At 62.3% G+C, this 17,350-nt stretch carries 15 protein-coding genes; 6 read left to right on the plus strand and 9 right to left on the minus strand.

All coding sequences use genetic code 11. The features are described 5' to 3' along the window. Nucleotides 1–158: 158 nt before the first annotated feature. The 5 genes from J2857_RS16545 to J2857_RS16565 form a co-directional block, all read right to left on the minus strand. Nucleotides 159–3,284: an efflux RND transporter permease subunit gene (locus J2857_RS16545; protein ID WP_210011184.1), complete on the minus strand. Its 3,126-nt coding sequence runs from the start codon at nt 3,282–3,284 to the stop codon at nt 159–161. Further along, nucleotides 3,281–4,507, minus strand: a complete 1,227-nt coding sequence (locus tag J2857_RS16550; RefSeq protein WP_210011185.1) for an efflux RND transporter periplasmic adaptor subunit — start codon at nt 4,505–4,507, stop codon at nt 3,281–3,283. Before J2857_RS16550 ends, J2857_RS16545 begins: the two co-directional genes overlap by 4 nt. A 201-nt stretch (nt 4,508–4,708) precedes the next feature. Beyond that, on the minus strand, nt 4,709–4,912 hold the full coding sequence (locus tag J2857_RS16555) for a hypothetical protein (RefSeq protein ID WP_210011186.1): 204 nt from the start codon (nt 4,910–4,912) through the stop codon (nt 4,709–4,711). Between the two features lie 98 nt (nt 4,913–5,010). Further along, nucleotides 5,011–5,370 carry a hypothetical protein gene (locus J2857_RS16560; RefSeq protein WP_037080972.1) on the minus strand — a complete coding sequence of 120 codons (360 nt, stop codon included), beginning with the start codon at nt 5,368–5,370 and terminating at the stop codon, nt 5,011–5,013. A gap of 128 nt (nt 5,371–5,498) precedes the next feature. After that, nucleotides 5,499–6,287: an SDR family oxidoreductase gene (locus J2857_RS16565; protein ID WP_210011187.1), complete on the minus strand. Its 789-nt coding sequence runs from the start codon at nt 6,285–6,287 to the stop codon at nt 5,499–5,501. A 257-nt stretch (nt 6,288–6,544) separates the two neighbouring features. On the opposite strand from J2857_RS16565, the gene J2857_RS16570 reads away from it, so the two are divergent. Both J2857_RS16570 and J2857_RS16580 read left to right on the plus strand, forming a co-directional pair. After that, complete coding sequence (locus tag J2857_RS16570) at nt 6,545–8,221, plus strand: electron transfer flavoprotein-ubiquinone oxidoreductase (protein WP_210011188.1); 1,677 nt, start codon at nt 6,545–6,547, stop codon at nt 8,219–8,221. A gap of 458 nt (nt 8,222–8,679) precedes the next feature. Continuing rightward, a complete protein-coding gene (locus tag J2857_RS16580; RefSeq protein WP_210011189.1) occupies nt 8,680–9,288 on the plus strand; it encodes a L,D-transpeptidase in 609 nt (202 codons plus the stop codon). Between the two features lie 77 nt (nt 9,289–9,365). Here J2857_RS16580 and J2857_RS16585 read toward each other — a convergent pair whose 3' ends face one another. Next, a complete protein-coding gene (locus J2857_RS16585; RefSeq protein ID WP_210011190.1) occupies nt 9,366–10,382 on the minus strand; it encodes a zinc-binding alcohol dehydrogenase family protein in 1,017 nt (338 codons plus the stop codon). 123 nt (nt 10,383–10,505) lie between these two features. Between J2857_RS16585 and J2857_RS16590 the strand changes: the two genes are divergently transcribed. Together J2857_RS16590 and J2857_RS16595 are read left to right on the plus strand one after the other, a co-directional pair. Then, nucleotides 10,506–10,901 carry a winged helix-turn-helix transcriptional regulator gene (locus J2857_RS16590; protein ID WP_210011191.1) on the plus strand — a complete coding sequence of 132 codons (396 nt, stop codon included), beginning with the start codon at nt 10,506–10,508 and terminating at the stop codon, nt 10,899–10,901. 82 nt (nt 10,902–10,983) lie between these two features. After that, complete coding sequence (locus tag J2857_RS16595) at nt 10,984–11,412, plus strand: hypothetical protein (protein ID WP_210011192.1); 429 nt, start codon at nt 10,984–10,986, stop codon at nt 11,410–11,412. Between the two features lie 201 nt (nt 11,413–11,613). On the opposite strand, the gene J2857_RS16600 is transcribed toward J2857_RS16595, so the two are convergent. After that, nucleotides 11,614–12,855 carry an MFS transporter gene (locus J2857_RS16600; RefSeq protein WP_210011193.1) on the minus strand — a complete coding sequence of 414 codons (1,242 nt, stop codon included), beginning with the start codon at nt 12,853–12,855 and terminating at the stop codon, nt 11,614–11,616. Nucleotides 12,856–13,125: 270 nt separating this feature from the next. On the opposite strand from J2857_RS16600, the gene J2857_RS16605 reads away from it, so the two are divergent. Next, the gene (locus J2857_RS16605) at nt 13,126–14,064 is read left to right on the plus strand and encodes a diacylglycerol/lipid kinase family protein (RefSeq protein WP_210011194.1); all 939 of its coding nucleotides are present in this window, start codon (nt 13,126–13,128) and stop codon (nt 14,062–14,064) included. 43 nt (nt 14,065–14,107) lie between these two features. Here the strand turns inward: J2857_RS16605 and J2857_RS16610 are convergent, their stop codons facing one another. Continuing rightward, nucleotides 14,108–14,851: a GGDEF domain-containing protein gene (locus J2857_RS16610; RefSeq protein WP_210011195.1), complete on the minus strand. Its 744-nt coding sequence runs from the start codon at nt 14,849–14,851 to the stop codon at nt 14,108–14,110. A 377-nt stretch (nt 14,852–15,228) separates the two neighbouring features. Here J2857_RS16610 and J2857_RS16615 point away from each other — a divergent pair, with 377 nt between their 5' ends. Continuing rightward, complete coding sequence (locus J2857_RS16615) at nt 15,229–15,954, plus strand: hypothetical protein (protein ID WP_210011196.1); 726 nt, start codon at nt 15,229–15,231, stop codon at nt 15,952–15,954. On the opposite strand, the gene J2857_RS16620 is transcribed toward J2857_RS16615, so the two are convergent. After that, the gene (locus J2857_RS16620) at nt 15,951–17,285 is read right to left on the minus strand and encodes a glutamine synthetase family protein (RefSeq protein ID WP_210011197.1); all 1,335 of its coding nucleotides are present in this window, start codon (nt 17,283–17,285) and stop codon (nt 15,951–15,953) included. The two genes, J2857_RS16615 and J2857_RS16620, sit on opposite strands and share 4 nt — an antisense overlap. Nucleotides 17,286–17,350 lie beyond the last annotated feature (65 nt).

Here is a 17,350-nt window from a genome sequence, read left to right on the forward strand (position 1 = left end):
CCGACCGCCCAGCGCGTACGCAACACTGCGCTGCGCAACCTATAAGAAGCTTTAGCGGTGGCTAATGCAAACGAGTTCGTCTGTTCAGGTTATCGGTTAAGGTTACCTGCGCTGGAGCCCGTTCGCCGCCCCCGAACGGAACGGCGGGGTGAGGGGCATCACTCCGCGGCAATCGCCGTCGGCACATCGTCGTTTGCCTCGTGCCGCTCCTCGCCTTTCTTCCTCCACAGCCTTCCGAGGAAGCGCTCGAACCGATCCATTTCCACGAAGATGACGGGCGTGATGAACAGCGTCAGCGCCTGGGAAACGATCAGCCCGCCGACGACCGCGATGCCGAGCGGCTGTCGAAGCTCGGAGGAGGCGCCGGTGCCGAGTGCGATCGGCAGCGCTCCGAGCAGGGCACAGAAGGTGGTCATCATGATCGGCCTAAAGCGTCGCACGCAGGCCTCGTGGATCGCGACGGCCGCCGTCTCACCCTTGGTGCGCATCGTCTCCACCGCAACGTCGATCATCATGATCGCGTTCTTCTTGACGATACCGATCAGCATCAGAAGCCCGATCAGCGCGATAATCGACAGGTCGAAGCCGAACAGTTTCAGCGCCAGCAACGCCCCGAAGGCCGCCGCCGGCAGGCCCGACAGGATCGTCAGCGGGTGGATGAAGCTCTCGTAGAGCACCCCGAGCACCACATAGATGGTCAGCACCGCGGCCAGAATCAGCAGCGGCGTATTGCCCTGGCTCTGCTGAAAGATCTGCGCCGTGCCGCCATATGAGATGAACACGTCGTTCGGCATCTGCAGGTTCGCCTTGATCTGATCGATCGCAGCCGTCGCATCCGAGAGCGAGACGCCGGCCGGCAGGTTGAACGACACCGTCGTCGAGACCAGTTGGCCGGTCTGGTTGATGGTGACGGGCGCCGTCTGCCGCACGATCGTCGCGAAATTCGAGAGCGGCACCAGCGAGCCGTTCGAGGACATGACCCTGACATCCTGCAGCATTTGGTCGTTCCACTGCTGGGTATTGTCGAACTCGGTGATCACGTCGTAGCTGTCGCCGGTCGATTGGATTTCGGCGGCCGTATACCCGCCGAATGCCATCTGCAGCGTCTTGCGCAGCTCGTCGTCGGTAATTCCGAACGAGGCTGCCTTTTCGGGGTCGACCTTGATATTGGCTTCGATCGCGTCGTTCTGGGCGTCGGAGGTGACGTCGGTGAAATGCGCCCGGTCGGCGCGCATCGCTGTCTGGATCTTGTCCGACCATTCGCTGGTCTGCGAGGCTTTCAGCGCCTGCACCACGAGCTGGTATTGGCTCGCCGTCGCGCGGCCGCCGAAGCGCAGGCTCTGCTGCGGCGTAATGAAGGTTTTCATCCCGGCAAACCTGGAGGTTGCCTGCCTCAGTTCGCGCAGCGTCTGGTCGAGCGGCGGGCGCTCACCTCGGTCCTTCAGTTCCACCCAGATCGTGCCGTTGTTGAGCGAGCTGCGGCCGTTGCTGCCGACGATCGAGGTGACGTGGTTGACCGCCGGGTTCTGCTGTACGGCGGCGGCCACCTGCGCCTGCAGGTCGCGCATCGCCGGGTAGGAAATGTCCTCGCGGGCACGGGTCGAGATGGTCAGGCGGCCGATATCCTCCTGCGGGAAGAAGCTCGACGGCAGCGTCCGGAACAGATAGGCCGAGGCACCGACCGAGGCGAGAAAGACGATGAGGATGATCGCCCGGTTCCTGAGGCACCAGCCGACGGCCCGGTCATAACCCTTCAGCGTGCGGCTGAAGCCGGCGTCGAAGATGCGCACCATCAGGCCCGGGTGATGTTCCGCGCCGGAAAGCCGCGAGCCGAGCATCGGCGTTACCGTCAGCGAGACGATAGCCGAAGCGATGATGGCGAGCGCCACCACCATGCCGAATTCGTTGAACAGCCGCCCGACCACCCCGCCCATCAAAAGGATGGGAATGAACACGGCGATCAGCGATACCGACATGGAAATGATCGTCGAGCTGACTTCGCCGGCGCCCTGCAAGGCCGCCTGCATCGGCGGCATCCCGTCCTCGACATGCCGCATGATGTTTTCCAGCATGACGATCGCATCATCCACCACCAGGCCGACCGCAAGCGTCAGCCCGAGCAGCGAGATGTTGTCGATGCTGTAGCCGAGCACATACATGGCGCCGAACGTGGTGATCAGCGACAGCGGCACGGCAAGCCCCGGAACCAGCGTTGCGGTGATCCGGCCGAGGAAGAGATAGATGACCAGCACGACGAGGCCGATCGTCAGCATCAGCGTGAACTGAACGTCCGATATCGAGGCGCGGATCGCGGTGGAAGAATCGTTCATGACGGCGATCGACACCGAGGCCGGCAGTTCGGCGGACAGCCCGGGCAGTTTTGCGCGCACCGAATCGACGACATCCACCGTGTTGGCATCCGGCTGGCGCTGGATGGCGAGGATGATCGACTGGTTGCCGTCATACCAGCTTCCCGCGTCGAGGTTCGCGACGCTGTCCTGAACGTTGGCGACGTCGCCGAGATGGACGGGCGCGCCGTTCGGGCTGGCGACCACCAGCGAGCGGAACTGGTCGGCATTGGTTCGCTGGGTGTCGGCATTGATGGTCAGCCGCTGGCTGTTGTTTTCGAGCGAGCCAACCGGCGCCTGGCTGTTTGCGCTGGCAATCGCATTGGTGACGTTGTCGACGCCCAGATTGCGGGCCTGCAGCTTGTTGGGATCGACCTCGACGCGCACCGCATAGGTCTGGGCGCCGAAGATCGAGACTTCCGCAACGCCCGGAAGCGTCGAGAGGGATGGGGAGAGCACGTCCTCGGCGATCTCGTCGATCTTGCTGCGCGGCATCGTGTCGCTGCGGATCGACAAAAGCAGGACCGGCGCATCGGCAGGGTTGGTCTTGCGGTAGCTCGGCGGCGTCGTCATGTTGTCCGGCAGCTGCCGGGTCGCATGCGAGATCGCCGCCTGCACGTCGGCCGCCGCCGCGTCGATATTGCGGTTGAGGTCGAACTGCAGCACGATCGAGGTATTGCCGAGCGAGTTGGTGGCGCTGATTTCGCTGATCCCGGGGATCGTCTCGAACTGTTTGATCAGCGGCGTCGAGACAGCGGTCGCCATGGTCTGCGGCGAGGCGCCCGTCAGCTGCGCGGAGACGTTGATGGTCGGGAAATCGACCTGCGGCAGGGCGGCGACCGGCAGCAGCTGGTAACCGGCAAGGCCGGCGAGCACGGCGCCGATGGCGAGCAGCGTGGTGGCGACCGGGCGGCGGATGCAGAATTCGGGGATCATTGCGCTGCCCCCAATTCGATCGCCTGATCGCTACCCTTGGCACCGGCCGTCTTTTGGCCGCTGCCGAACTGCTCGACGACGGTCGCGCCATCGACGAGCTGCACCTGGCCCTCGACCACCACATGCGCCCCTTCGGTGAGCCCGCTGGCAATCGCCGTGTTCGGGCCGTTGGAACGGGCAATCTGGACCAGCGTTACGTGGACCTTCTTGTCGTCGCCGACCGCATAGACGAACGGGCTATCGACGCCCGGATTGACCGCCACGGTCGGCACCACGATGTCGTTGTCGTCGCTCTGGAAATGCACGGTGACGTTCAGCGATTGTCCCGGCCAGAGTGCGCCGGATGGATTGTCGAACCTGGCCTTGGCGAGGATCGTGCCCGAAGCCGGGTCGATGCTGTTGTCGAAGAAGCTCAAGGTTCCCTTGGCTGAGGTGCCGCCGCCTTGCGGCAGAGCATCGACCGCCACCGCATTCGCTGACGAGCCTTGCTTGAGCTGGCCGAGATAGGCCTCGGGAAGGTGGAATTTCACATAGATCGGGTCGTATTTGGCGATCGTCACCACCGCCGAGCCGGCACTCAGATAGGCGCCGGTGCTGATGCCGATATCGCCGAGCCGCCCGTCGAAGGGCGCGCGGATATCGGTATGGTCGAGATCGATCTGATCGGCGGCAATTGCCGCATTATCGCTCTGTACGGTGGCGGCCGCGGTATCCTGTGCCGCCCTCGCCTGATCAACGGCTTGCTGGGTGCCGGCATTGCCGCGCAGCAGGTCGTTGGCGCGGGTGAGCGCGGTTTGAGCCTGGGTCAGCGTCGCCTGGTCACGGAGGAGCAGCGCTTTGTCCTTGTCGAGTGCTGCCTTGGCGGTGCGGTCGTCGAGCTTGGCGATCAGGTCGCCCGCCTTGACGAAGGCGCCATCGGTCGCCGCGATGCTGACCACGACGCCCGGTTGCTGCGCGGCGATCGTGGTGTTCTCGTCCGCACTGGCCGCACCGGCGGCGGTGACGTCCATCGGAAGCGCGGTCCGGGTGGCAGCGACCGTCTTGACCGCAGGCGGCGGTCCGCCCGCGCCGCGCCGACGCGGCGCGCCCGACTGCTGACTGTCGCCGGTATCGGCGGATGCCTGCTGGATGAAGGGTGAAAGAAAGGGAAGCCGATCGCGGAACTCCCAGCCCGCAACGCCGGCAGCGACAAGAACGCCGGCAAAAATCCAGATCTTCTTCATGAGGTAACCGCTCGCCTATGGTTGCGCCAATGGTATCGCTCCATCGAACCGCCCCTATTGCGGCGCAAAAAAGACAGGTTTTACCCCACCGGCTCACGAACCGGTGAAACCGGATTAAAGGTTTGTAATGAAGGGCTTAGATGGACTGAAGTTAATCTTCTTCACCTTTTGGCTGTGCAGTACAGGCGGCCCCTACCGGAGCTAGCGGAGAAACCGCCGGGCGCCCCAGATGACGGCAATGCCGACGATCGCCACGCCGGCGCCCCGGACGATCCAGGGCGTCTGGTTGATCATGAAACTGCTGGCGGGATAGGGGAAGGCGCCGCTTCCCTGGCCGATCCAGATGAGACCGATCGCGACCATCAGGACGCCGATCACCGTGAGTGCAAGTCTGGCGAATGTCATGGGAGAAACTCCGAAGCAGGGACGGAGATCATAGGCCTGGGCGGTGCCCGCCGCTAGACGCATTCGCGTGATGTCGGATCGGCCCGAAGCGTTTCCGGTCAGACGTCTTCGTAATAGGTGGCGATGAGAGACCTGGGTGCCGGTTCCTCACCATCGGCCAGGAAGAAGCTGCCGGCGATGCGGCTTGCGGGCGACAGGCTGTCGAGGAGGTTACGGACAACCACGTCATCCACGGCCTCCAGGCTTCGCGCATGCATGATCCCGGGCCGGCTGGAGATCGCCGAGGTTTCGGCCGCGTGGCGGGTTGCCGCTTCCCAGCTGCCGGCAAAGGTGCCCACCACATGTCCGGCCGCAAGCGTCGCCGAGATCGAGGCGGCAGCGGAGACTGGCGCATGAGGCGCGGAGGAGGGGGTACTGGGTGCGGGAGCCTCGGTCGCCCCCGAAACACTTTCGATCATGCCGGCGATCCTTTAATTTTGGGGGGCCGGCTTGCCTCTTACGACAGGCGAATTGAGATACCGCCAACAGCGGCACCCCAATTCGATTCAATGTTTAACGACCTGGGTTTAACGGTCTTTCGAAAACCTCAGATCGAGCGCGACGCGCCACCGTCGACCCGGAGCATCGTGCCGGTGACATAGCTTGCCGGGGCCGAGCAGAGGAAAGCGCCGGCGGCCGCGAATTCCTCGACCTTGCCGAGCCGGCCGGCCGGAATGGTCTTCAGCGAGGCGGAGCGGATTTCCTCTACAGACTTGCCGGTGCGCTTGGCATTGGCGCCGTCGAGTTCGTCGATACGGTCGGTATGGATGCGGCCGGGAAGCAGCATGTTGCAGGTAATACCGAAGCCCGCCACTTCGGTCGCGATCGTCTTGTTCCAGCCGACCAGTGCCGAGCGTAGCGTGTTGGAGAGCGCCAGATTGGCGATCGGCTCGAAGACGCCGGAGGAGGCGACGGTCAGGATGCGGCCGAAACCCTGTTCCTTCATCTGCGGCAGGAAGGCGTTGGTGAGCGTGATGACGCGCAGCACCATCGACTGGAAGAAGATGTCGAGCTTGTCGGCGGTCATGTCTTCTGCTGTGCCCGGCGTCGGGCCGCCGGTATTGTTGACCAGGATGTCGATGCCGCCGAGCTTTTCCTTGACGGCGGTCTTCATCGCCTCGACGAAATTCTCTTCGGCGAGATCGCCCCACACCCAGTCCGCCTTGCCTTTACCTTCGGCATTGATCGCCTTGCAATTGTCCGCCAGCCGCTCGCCCGAGCGGCCGACGAGGAGAACGTGGGCGCCTTCGCTCGCAAGCGCCTTGGCGATGCCGAGGCCAAGCCCGCGCGACGAGGCGAGCACGAGAGCGCGTTTGCCGGTAAGACCGAGATCCATGATGTTGTTCCTTCCCCAATTCCTGTGATCGGTATCGGGCCTTTATAGCAGCGGCAGAGGGGCGCGAAAGGCCGATCTTGCTTTCTGCGGTTCGGTGCTTATAACTGACGTGAACGTAAACGTAATATGAGAAAACCGAAACGCCATTTGCGCGAATGACAAGGCGGAGGACGTTTTCCCGCCTCGACAAGCCGGGGCGCTTTTGTCAAACAGGTTGCCTGAATAAAGCCGGAAGGGGCCGGCGAGCGGAGTTGGATATGAGCGAGCAAGAACTTCCCAGCCACGAGTTGCCAGAGCGCGAGGCGATGGAATTCGACGTGGTGATCGTCGGCGCGGGTCCTGCGGGGCTTTCCGCCGCGATCCGGCTGAAACAGGTCAATCCGGACCTGAGCGTCGTGGTGCTCGAAAAGGGTTCGGAAGTCGGTGCCCATATTCTCTCCGGAGCGGTTGTTGATCCCTCGGGCATCGATGCGCTGCTGCCCGGCTGGCGCGAGGAGGCGGACCATCCGTTCAAGACCCCGGTCACCGCCGATCACTTCCTGTTCCTGGGTCCTGCCGGCTCGATCCGGCTTCCGAACTTCATGATGCCGCCGCTGATGAACAATCACGGTAACTATATCGTATCGCTCGGCAACGTCTGTCGCTGGCTGGCCGAAAAGGCCGAAGCGCTGGGTGTCGAGATCTATCCGGGCTTTGCCGCCACTGAACTGCTCTATAACGAAGACGGCGCCGTCAAGGGCGTGGCAACCGGCGACATGGGCGTCGAGAAGAACGGCGAGCCGGGCCCGAATTTTACCCGCGGCATGGAGCTGCATGGCAAATACGTGCTGATCGGCGAGGGCGTACGCGGGTCGCTCGCCAAGCAGCTGATCGCCAAATTCGGACTGCAGGACGGCCGCGAGCCCCAGAAATACGGTATCGGCCTGAAGGAACTCTGGCAGGTGAAGTCGGAAAACCATCGGCCGGGCCTGGTGCAGCATTCGTTCGGCTGGCCGCTCGGCATGAAGACTGGCGGCGGTTCCTTCCTCTATCACCTGGAAGACAATCTCGTCGCCGTCGGCTTCGTTGTCCACCTCAACTACAAGAACCCCTATCTCTACCCGTTCGAGGAGTTCCAGCGCTTCAAGACGCATGATGCGATCCGCGGCACGTTCGAAGGCGCCAAGCGCCTCTCCTACGGCGCCCGCGCCATCACCGAGGGCGGTTACCAGTCGGTGCCGAAACTGACCTTCCCGGGCGGCGCGCTGATCGGCTGTTCCGCCGGCCTCGTCAACGTGCCGCGCATCAAAGGCAGCCACAACGCGGTTCTCTCGGGCATCCTCGCCGCCGACAACATCGCCAGGGCGATCGGCGCCGGACGTGCCAATGACGAAGTGATCGAGATCGAGAACGAATGGCGCGCAAGCGACATCGGCAAGGATCTGAAGCGGGTTCGCAACGTCAAGCCACTGTGGTCGAAGCTCGGCACCGGCCTAGGCATCGCGCTCGGCGGCCTCGACATGTGGACCAACCAGTTGTTCGGCTTCTCCTTCTTCGGCACGCTGAAACACGGCAAGACCGACGCAGCCTCGCTGGAACCGGCATCAAAGCACAAGCCGATCGCCTATCCGAAGCCGGACGGCGTCCTGACCTTCGACCGCCTGTCCTCGGTGTTTCTGTCCAACACCAACCACGAGGAGGACCAGCCGGTTCATCTGCAGGTGAAGGACATGGATCTGCAGAAGCGTTCCGAACTGGACGTCTATGGCGGTCCGTCGACCCGCTACTGTCCGGCGGGCGTCTACGAATGGGTCGAGAAGGATGGCGAACAGGTGTACGTGATCAACGCCCAGAACTGCGTCCACTGCAAGACCTGCGACATCAAGGACCCCAACCATAACATCAACTGGGTGCCGCCCCAGGGCGGCGAAGGGCCGGTTTATCCGAATATGTGAGGCTCGTACCTGTCGCGGAGTTCGATCCAGAGCGAGGCCCCAAGCAGATCACTCCGGATTGCCCTCCCAAGTGCCATCCGGGTTTCAGCGTCGGCGTGGCGGATCTTCCAGATCCGGCGCGCTGCCTCCAAGCATGATCAACCTCTGCGCTGCCTCGTGCTGGATGAGAAGCGTGAGGGGCTCTTTTGATCACGTCGGACGTATTTTCGATCCCGCTGAATTCCTTGGCCTCTGCAAGTAATTTTTCGTCGACGGTTATGGTCGTGCGCATATCTTAGCCTCCCGGCCGCCCACACCAGATGATGCATTTCCCGTCTTACACATGGCAATGTGGCCTCTCTACCTCAGCACCCTCCTGACGCGTTCGTGATGACCGCAGCAATCGGCCGTTTAGCACTTCATTAACCATAATATTCTTAAGTTCAGCGTCATTCTCTCGACGCACCAAGGACACATTCATGTCGATTTCCCGTCGCGGCTTTCTTGCAGGCCTGCCGCTTCTGCTTGCCGGCTGCGCTTCCACTGTCGAACAGACGAATTATGCAGCGCTGCCGAACGAGCCGTTTCCGCTGAAGACCGTGCCGGTCGAGAACATAAAGCCGGAGCTGCGCCGCCAGGAGGTGGCTTACGTCACGCCGCATGCCGCTGGCACCGTGGTCGTCGATACGCCCGCCCGCCGCGCCTACTTTATTCTCGGCAATGGCCGCGCGATCCGGTATGGCGTCGGTGTTGGCCGCGCCGGCCTGGCGCTTGCCGGCAATGCCTATGTCGGCCGCAAGGCCGAATGGCCGACCTGGACGCCGACCCAGAACATGCAGAACCGCGAAGCGCGTTATCGCAAGCTCGCCGGCGGCATGCCGGGCGGCCCCAACAATCCGCTCGGCGCCCGCGCCATGTATCTCTATCGCGGCGGCGGCGACACGCATTTCCGCATCCACGGCACCAACCAGCCGGAATCGATCGGGCTTGCCATGTCGAGCGGCTGCATCCGCATGATGAACCATGATGTCATCGACCTCTACAGCCGCGTCAACGTCGGCGCCAAGGTCGTCGTCATTCAAGCCTGATCCACCGCCAGGCCGTTAAGAAAGCCCGCCGTTTCAGCCACGGTGGGCTTTCTTTGTTTCAGCTCACGGCACGGCGCTCAGAAGCGCGACAGCACGAGCTTGCCCGTGGTACGGCTGCTTTCGATCATCGCATGCGCCTTTTTCAGGTTGGCGGCATTGATCGGTCCCAGCGTTTCGGCAAGCGTCGTGCGGATCTTTTTCGCGTCGACCAGTTCGGCGACGTGGTTCAGCAGTTTGTGCTGCTCGATCATGTCGGCGGTCTGGAAGACGGCCCGGGCGAACATCATTTCCCAATGCACCGACAGCGCCTTGCCCTTGAAGACGCGCAGGTCCATGGGCTCCTTCGGATCGTCGATCAGCGCCAGGCGACCTTGGGGCGCGATCAGCTCCAGGATGTCCTTGAGGTGCGTTTCCGTATGGGTCGTGGAGAAGACGAAGGCGGGTGCGCCGATCGCCATCTGGGCAAGTTGCGGCGCCATCGGCCTAGAATGGTCGAGCACATGGTGCGCGCCGAGCTCCTTGATCCAGGCCTGCGTTTCCGGCCGTGAGCCGGTACCGATCACCGTCACGTCCGACAGTTCGCGCAGGAGTTGGATGGCGATCGAGCCGACCCCGCCGGCGCCGCCGATGACCAGGACCGCGTTCCAGGCACCAGCCACCTTGTCCTGCACCTTCATACGATGGAACAGCGCCTCATAGGCCGTGATCGCCGTCAGCGGCAGGGCGGCGGCTTCCTCGAAGCTCAGGGTCTTCGGCTTGAAGCCGACGATGCGCTCGTCGACCAGATGGAATTCCGCATTGGTACCCGGACGGTTGATCACGCCGGCATAATAGACCTCGTCGCCCGGCTTGAAGAGCTTTACGCCCGGCCCGACAGCCTTGACCACGCCTGCCGCATCGTAACCGAGAACCCGGTGCTGGCCGGTTTCGACCGCGGCGGAGGCACGCACCTTGGCATCGACGGGATTGACCGACACCGCCATGATCTCGACGAGCAGGTCGCGGCCGTTCGCCTCCGGCACGGGCAGCTCGATATCGATCAGCGAGGTTTCGGCGGTGATGGGCTGGGGCATGTTGAAGCCGACGGCGCGCATGGAACGTCTCCTTGGTTTGTGTCCTGTTGTCCGGAGACTAGATGGCGCCTATGTTCAAAGAGCGCAAGAATGCACATTTTTGGTCTATAGTACCGAAAAGTATACCGTGAAAGGACGCAGCAGATGTCGAAACCCCGTGCCAAGCTGACCGACAATTTTCCCGGCTGCCCAGTGGAATCGACCCTGAGTTTCCTCGACGGAAAATGGAAGGGCGTCATCCTCTATCACCTGTTGCAAGACGGCACGCTGCGCTTCAACGAACTGCGCCGCCGCATTCCGGCGGTCACCCAGCGCATGCTGACCAAGCAGCTGCGGGAGTTGGAGGAGGCGGGCCTGCTGTCACGCACCGTCTTCCCGGTCGTGCCGCCGCGCGTCGATTATGCGTTGACGCCGATCGGCCGCAGCCTCGAACCGGTCATCGCCGCCCTTCGCCTCTGGGGCAAGGAACACGTCATCTGCGAGAATGGCCGGAAATACATGGTCATGCCGGAAGAGAAGGCCGCGTCGAAGGCGGCTTAGGGTCGTCGGCGAGGTCCATCCGCAGAAAGGCCATAGTTGCAGCACACTTGGCTGAAGTGCTTGGCATTGATGTAGGGCGGTTGTGACGCTGACGAAACGCTTATTCACTTTCTTCGCTCTTGCTCTCATAGGGCTTCCCGCGCCAAGAGGCGCGTTGGCGAGCGGTCTCGCCGACGAAAACATTCGGATCCAATTCGCGGTTCTGCTGGATCATGACGATCCGATTTCCGGCAGCGTCGTCTGCACGATAGGAAAGGTTTGCAGGTTGCTCGAACAGGAGGAGCACCCCGAGCTTGGCCTGACTGTGAATCTCCACCGGGAGCGCGATTATCTGGCTGGTAAATTGAACGTGCGCTGCAAAGACAGCTGCTCGTTTTCCAACGGACGATCAACCACCGAATTTCAAGACGTTCGTCAGTTCGACTTCTTCAACGGCGAAGACGGTATTCGGATCCCCTTGGTTTTGAAGCCAAGAGAAAAGATCGGCCGGGTATTGCTGCTTTATCCCTAGCTGCCGGGGCTGCTTGTCCGGATTCAAGCTCAGCGCTCCGCCCCTCATCCGCCCCTTCCGGCCACCTTCTCCCCGGCGAGAGAAGAGGGAATTTGCCGAGAGCTCTACCTCTCCCCTCGGGCCAAAGGAGGGGTCGAGACCGTCGGCCCGAACCAGATCGCCCATCAAACAAAGCGGAGGCGGTTGAGGGGCTGCTGGCTCTCAGGCCGCCGCCGTCTTCCGATCCAGCGCCGCGGACACCGCAAACACGCCAAACCCCAACAGCGACAGCACCGCCCCGACATAACCGGTCGCCGCGAAACCCCAGCCCCAGGCAATCACCAGCCCGCCCAGCCAGGCGCCGAGCGCGTTGGCGATGTTGAAGGCAGAGTGGTTGGAGGCGGCGGCGAGCGTCTGCGCGTCGGCGGCGACGTCCATCAGCCGGGTCTGCAGCGCAGGGCCAGCGGCAAACCCGCAGCCGATCAGGAAGACGCAGATGCAGAGCACGAGCGGATATTCTGCCCACAGCCCGAAGGCGCCCATGACGACGACGTTGAACACCATCACCCCGCCGATCGTGCCTTTCAGCGACAGGTCGGCCAGCCGCGAGCCGACGATATTGCCGACATTCATGCCGATGCCGAACAGCGTCAGCACGATCGCCACCATGCTGACCGACATGCCGGCCGTCACCGTCGTGGTCGAGGCGATATAGCTGAACACCGAGAACATGCCGCCGAAGCCGACTGCGGCGATGCCGAGCGTCAGCCATACCTGGGCGCGGCCGAAGGCGCTGAGTTCGCGCCAGATGCTGGCGCCTTCATGCACCGTGTCGCGCGGCTGGAAATACCAGAGCAGCGCCACGGTGACGACGCCGATACCGCCGACCAGAAAGAAGGCGGCGCGCCAGTTGAGCATCTGTCCCATGAAGGTGGCGATCGGCGTGCCGACCAGGGTCGCGACGGTGAGGCCCAGCATCACTCGGCCGACGGCGCGGGCACGCTTGTTGGGCGGCACCATCGAGGCCGCAACGAGAGCCGCGACGCCGAAATAGGCGCCATGCGGCAAGCCGGTGACGAATCGCAGCGCGGTAAAGCTCCAGAAATCCGGTGCCATGGCACTCGAAATATTGCCGAGCGCGAACACCGTCATCAGGATCAGCAGCAGCGACCGCCGCGTCGTCCGGGCGGCGGCGACCGCGATGATCGGGGCACCAATGACGACGCCGAGCGCATAGGCGCTGATCACGTAGCCTGCCATCGGAATGCTGACCTGGTAGGTGGAGGCGACATCCGGCAAAAGGCCCATGATCGCGAATTCGCCGGTTCCGATGCCGAAACCGCCGACCGCAAGTGCGATCTCGATCAGGATGATGGCGAGTCGCGAAAGAGCGGGAGCGCTATCAAAGTCTTGAGCTTCCGAACGGTCCCGTGCGGATTGAAAATCGGCGGCAGTATCTGTCATAGTGTTGAATCTGCTGGAAAAAGACGCGGGTAGGATGTGGGAGACATCCACCCGCTCTGGAGGTGAGCGGGTCATCGAAATGACCGGACTCCAGACTAACATGACGTTGTGCATCGCGGTAGTGCCGATCATTTATTGAGGCGGCCCTCACGAGATTGTGTGTTTTTTCCTGCAGCGATTGCGCACTTGTTGATAAAGCTCCCGGCCGCAACCATTTCTCTGATGGGCCGTTGTCCCGCGCCAAATCCGCTCCTCTGCAAGCGAGATCAAATGAACCTGTTTGCCGTCTTCAACCGCGATGGCGGTACTTTCCGAACCACCGATATGGAGGCCTATTGCGCTCGCGCCGCCGAGACGTTCAAGGCGGCCGGCCACGAGATCGAGTGCCATGTGGTGTCCGGCAAGGACGTGGTCTCGGCGATGGAAAAGGCGGCCTCGACGGCCGGCGTCGAAGGGCTGATCGCCGGCGGCGGGGACGGAACGATCTCGGCGGCCGCGGGAATCGCCTGGAGAAGCGGACTGACACTCGGCGTCGTGCCGGCCGGCACCATGAACCTCTTCGCCCGCTCGCTGAAGCTGCCGCTCGATATCTGGCAGGTGCTGGATGCGCTCGCCGAAGGCACCCCGGAAAACGTCGACATAGCCAGCGCCAACGGCCATAGCTTCGTGCACCAGTTTTCTGCCGGCATGCATGCGCGGATGGTGCGCTACCGCAATTCAATGACCTTCGCCTCACGGCTGGGCAAGATACGCGCGAGCACGCGGGCGGCGATCGGCGTCATGTTCAATCCGCCGGAATTTGAAGTGGAATTCAGAACGGGCGGCAAGATCGGGCACCGCAAGGTCTCGGCGATTTCCGTCTCCAACAACGAGTTCGGCCGTGACCCGCTGATGTTCGCCGACAACCTGACGCGCGGCCATCTCGGCTTCTACATCGCCGATCCACTCACACCGGCGGGCGTGGCGCGGCTGACGTTCGACATCATCCGCGGCCGGCTGAAGGAAAACGCCGCCGTCACGGCGATGACGGCCACCGAACTGGAACTGCATTTCCCCCGCGAGCGCCACGATATCCGCTGCGTCATCGATGGAGAACTGTTGCCGATGGACCGCGACGTGCTGTTGAAGATCCATGCGGGCGAACTGACCGTGCTGGTCAACCAGCCGCAGCAGCGCGAAATGCAGGAACGCGACGGCAGCGGGATTTGAGCGAGTTCGGCGCGGTATCCGAACCGCTCGTTCTGCCGCCTCGTCAGACGGATGAAACGACCCGATTTCGCCCGAGCGATTTCGCCTCGTACAGATTTACATCGGCGGCTCTGAGACATTCGTCAGGATCAAAGCCGGAAACGCAGTGAATGGCTCCTATGCTGGCCGATACCGAGACAATCGATCGCGACGCGGAGCGCACATGCATGCCCTCGATGAGCTCTCGGATATCCTCGCACCACCTCGACATCTCCTCGACAGCGAGGCCACCTTGAAAGAGCGCGAATTCTTCGCCTCCAAGACGGCCGGCTATATTGAATTGCCCCATATAGGTGGCGAGTATCTGCCCTGTCCGACGGAGGACCTCGTCGCCGGTTGCGTGACCATGGCGGTCGTTGATCGATTTGAAATGGTCAAGATCGAGGAAAACAAGTGCTCCCGTCACGCCTTGCCGGCTAAGGAGCTGAAGTTCTTCCAGAAAGGCGCTCCGGTTCAACAAGCCGGTCAAGCCATCCTGGCGGGATTGCAGGCGAAGCTCCTCATAGGCGGCTGCCAGTTTTGCCAAAGCATCGGAGGCTCGGGCCTCCGCGCGTCGAACTCGTTCCGATTGGCTGAAAAGCACGGCCGAGGCGGGAATGGAGATCGCAAGCGGGCAAACGATGGTCATCACCAGGCCGGCACCGGCGACTTCCCCGCCCAGCATTGGAACGAAGGTAAACGATATAGCCAGAGATGCGAGCAGGGACAAAAGTCCGGCAAGGAGTGATTTGGCGATAACAATACGCATCGAATGTGCCGCAAGACCTCAAATATCCAGCTTCCTTAGGCCTTATGAATTTAAGATAGGTTGAAACATTCGCTTAAACATCGACCGTGTGCGGCCAATGCCTATTCCCGCTACCGCAGATCGTGGCTTTGTACGGGGGCAGTGCTGTCGGCGGCGAGCCGGCCGTGCCGATTACCCGCGGGAACCGGATGGCAGCGGGATTTGAGCGGGTTCCAAGCCTACAATACAACCTCTTGCATCCGCCCGTTCATATCTCGTTAAGTGGGGAACATTAGATTTTCAACCACTGATAGAATTATTGGTTGGTCTGGCCATGAAGCGCCCGGCGAATCGCGGCAATGCCCATCAGGGGCGGTGCGCCGCGGACGAGGACCGGCATGAATTCCATCTCCGCCGTTCAACCTGCAGCTCTGCTGATCCTTCAGCAGGCGAATACCCAGCCTGCTGAAAATGAAGACAAGACCGAGGAAAAGAAGGCCGATCTCGTCCAGGTGGCGAACGGCATTTCCGGCGAACCTTCCAAGGAGACGATGCGGGCGGCATTTGCAGTGAATGCGGCCTTCATCGATGTGGATGAGAAGAGCCAGCTGGTTTCCGATGCGATCGCGTTCATCGATTCCGACAAGTTCAAGATCAGTGACCCGATAGCAAAACTGATGCTGAAAGGCCTGCTTTCCGAAAAGGGCTGGCAGTTCATGCAGCTGGCGAACCAGCAGTATGAGGTGCATGGCGGCCTCACCCGCGAAAGCCTGTTTGCGCTTACCATTCCGCAGATGGTCGCCAAGAATCGCGAGCTGTTCACCGACGACGAAATCGAGATCGGCATCAAGTTCAAGGATGGGGGCGGCGTTGTCGTCTTTATCCCCGACAGCGAGGGCAACAGCACCTATCGCGATCTGGTCAGGGCGATATCAGACGAAGAGATCGCGGCCCTTGTCACCGGCAATAAGGAAGGGCTGTTTCAGCTCTACGAGGAATTCGGTAGGTTCTCCGCAGCGATGACCAAGGCCTTCGACTACAAGGAGGACGAGGGTTCGCCGATGCTGATCGATATCGACGACCTGGCGAGCGCGCCCTGGATCCCCAAGCCGCCTAGATCCTAGATCCGCGGCAGATATGTCTGGTAATCGAAATCCGAGACCGTGCGCAGGTGAGTGATCGCCTCCTTGCGCTTCGTATCGCCATAGAGTTTCTGATAGCGCGCCCCAAAAACGTCTGCAATGAAGGGCGAGGCGGAAAACTCCTCCACCGCCGTCAGGAAATCGTGCGTCAGCTTTTTCGTGCCGGCGGCCGGTTCCTTGCCGGGTTCGGTTGCAGGGCCCGGATCGAGCGTCTCGTCGAGACCAAGCAGCATGCCGCCGAGAATGGCGGTCAGCAGCAGGTACGGGTTCACGTCGGCACCGGCGACGCGGTGTTCGATGCGGGCTGCCGGCCCCTGGGCGTCCGGAATGCGCACCGCGGTCCCCCGATGGCCGTAGCCCCAGTCGATATCGACCGGCGCGAAGGATCCCGGCTGGAATCGGCGGTAGGAATTGGCAAACGGCGCGAAGACCAGTTGCGCATCCCGCATCGTCTTCAACATTCCGGCGCAGACGGATTTCAGTCGCACCGGATCGCCGCCCTTGGCGTCCAGCACGTTGTTGCCGTCCCGGTCGATGATGCTCGCATGCACATGCAGGCCGGAGCCCGCGTGGTCCGCATAGGGTTTGGCCATGCAGGTGGATTTCAGCCCATGTTTCTTCGCCGCCTGTTCAGCGATGCGCTTGAGATAAATGCAGTCGTCGGCGGCGGCCAGCGCATCGGCGCGGTGGAGCAGGTTGATCTCGAACTGGCCGGGGCCGAATTCCGCGGTCGTCGCATCCGCCGGCAGGCCCTGGAGTTTCGCCCAGGCCCGCACCGTCTGGAGATAGTCGCCGAGCGCATCGACGGCGCTCATATCGTAGAGCTGGAAGCCGTTCGGTTCACCGCGATACATGAGGCTCGCGGGCGGCCGCGGCCGGCCCGTCTCGCGCCAGTCGTCCTGCACCACGTAGAATTCGAGTTCCGTCGCCACGACCGGCGTCAGGCCGCGTTCGTCGAAGCGTTTGAGAAGGGCTGCAAGGATGGCGCGCGGATCCATGAAGGAAGGCGTGCCATCGAATTCGTGCATGGTCGAAAGAACCTGTTTCGAGCCTTCCGGCGCCCAGGGCATCGGCGCAAGGCTGCGGCGGTCCGGGATGCACAGGCCGTCGGGGTCGCCGATCGACATGGAAAGCCCGGTAATCTCGTCATTGTCGTAGCCCCAGATATCCAGCGACTGGGTGGAGGAGGGGAGGCGCACCGTGCCATCCCAGACCTTCTTTTCAGCCTCGAGCGGGATCTGCTTGCCGCGCAGGTCGCCGTTCATGCCGACGAGCAGGATTTCGATGCGGGGCGGTGCAGGGTCTGAAGCCATGAGGAATGTCTTTTGACAGGTGTTGCGGAACTCTGTTCGTAGCCGATAAGAATTGACGGCACAAT

The sequence above is a fragment of the Neorhizobium galegae genome (assembly GCF_017877055.1).
GTDB classification, from domain to species: Bacteria; Pseudomonadota; Alphaproteobacteria; order Rhizobiales; family Rhizobiaceae; genus Neorhizobium; species Neorhizobium galegae_D.

Coding starts and splice junctions, on each gene's coding strand:
- J2857_RS16545 (WP_210011184.1), bottom strand. CDS start 3,284: ATGATCCCCGAATTCTGCATCCGCCGCCCGGTCGCCACCACGCTGCTC.
- J2857_RS16550 (WP_210011185.1), bottom strand. CDS start 4,507: ATGAAGAAGATCTGGATTTTTGCCGGCGTTCTTGTCGCTGCCGGCGTT.
- J2857_RS16555 (WP_210011186.1), bottom strand. CDS start 4,912: ATGACATTCGCCAGACTTGCACTCACGGTGATCGGCGTCCTGATGGTC.
- J2857_RS16560 (WP_037080972.1), bottom strand. CDS start 5,370: ATGATCGAAAGTGTTTCGGGGGCGACCGAGGCTCCCGCACCCAGTACC.
- J2857_RS16565 (WP_210011187.1), bottom strand. CDS start 6,287: ATGGATCTCGGTCTTACCGGCAAACGCGCTCTCGTGCTCGCCTCGTCG.
- J2857_RS16570 (WP_210011188.1), top strand. CDS start 6,545: ATGAGCGAGCAAGAACTTCCCAGCCACGAGTTGCCAGAGCGCGAGGCG.
- J2857_RS16580 (WP_210011189.1), top strand. CDS start 8,680: ATGTCGATTTCCCGTCGCGGCTTTCTTGCAGGCCTGCCGCTTCTGCTT.
- J2857_RS16585 (WP_210011190.1), bottom strand. CDS start 10,382: ATGCGCGCCGTCGGCTTCAACATGCCCCAGCCCATCACCGCCGAAACC.
- J2857_RS16590 (WP_210011191.1), top strand. CDS start 10,506: ATGTCGAAACCCCGTGCCAAGCTGACCGACAATTTTCCCGGCTGCCCA.
- J2857_RS16600 (WP_210011193.1), bottom strand. CDS start 12,855: ATGACAGATACTGCCGCCGATTTTCAATCCGCACGGGACCGTTCGGAA.
- J2857_RS16605 (WP_210011194.1), top strand. CDS start 13,126: ATGAACCTGTTTGCCGTCTTCAACCGCGATGGCGGTACTTTCCGAACC.
- J2857_RS16610 (WP_210011195.1), bottom strand. CDS start 14,851: ATGCGTATTGTTATCGCCAAATCACTCCTTGCCGGACTTTTGTCCCTG.
- J2857_RS16615 (WP_210011196.1), top strand. CDS start 15,229: ATGAATTCCATCTCCGCCGTTCAACCTGCAGCTCTGCTGATCCTTCAG.
- J2857_RS16620 (WP_210011197.1), bottom strand. CDS start 17,285: ATGGCTTCAGACCCTGCACCGCCCCGCATCGAAATCCTGCTCGTCGGC.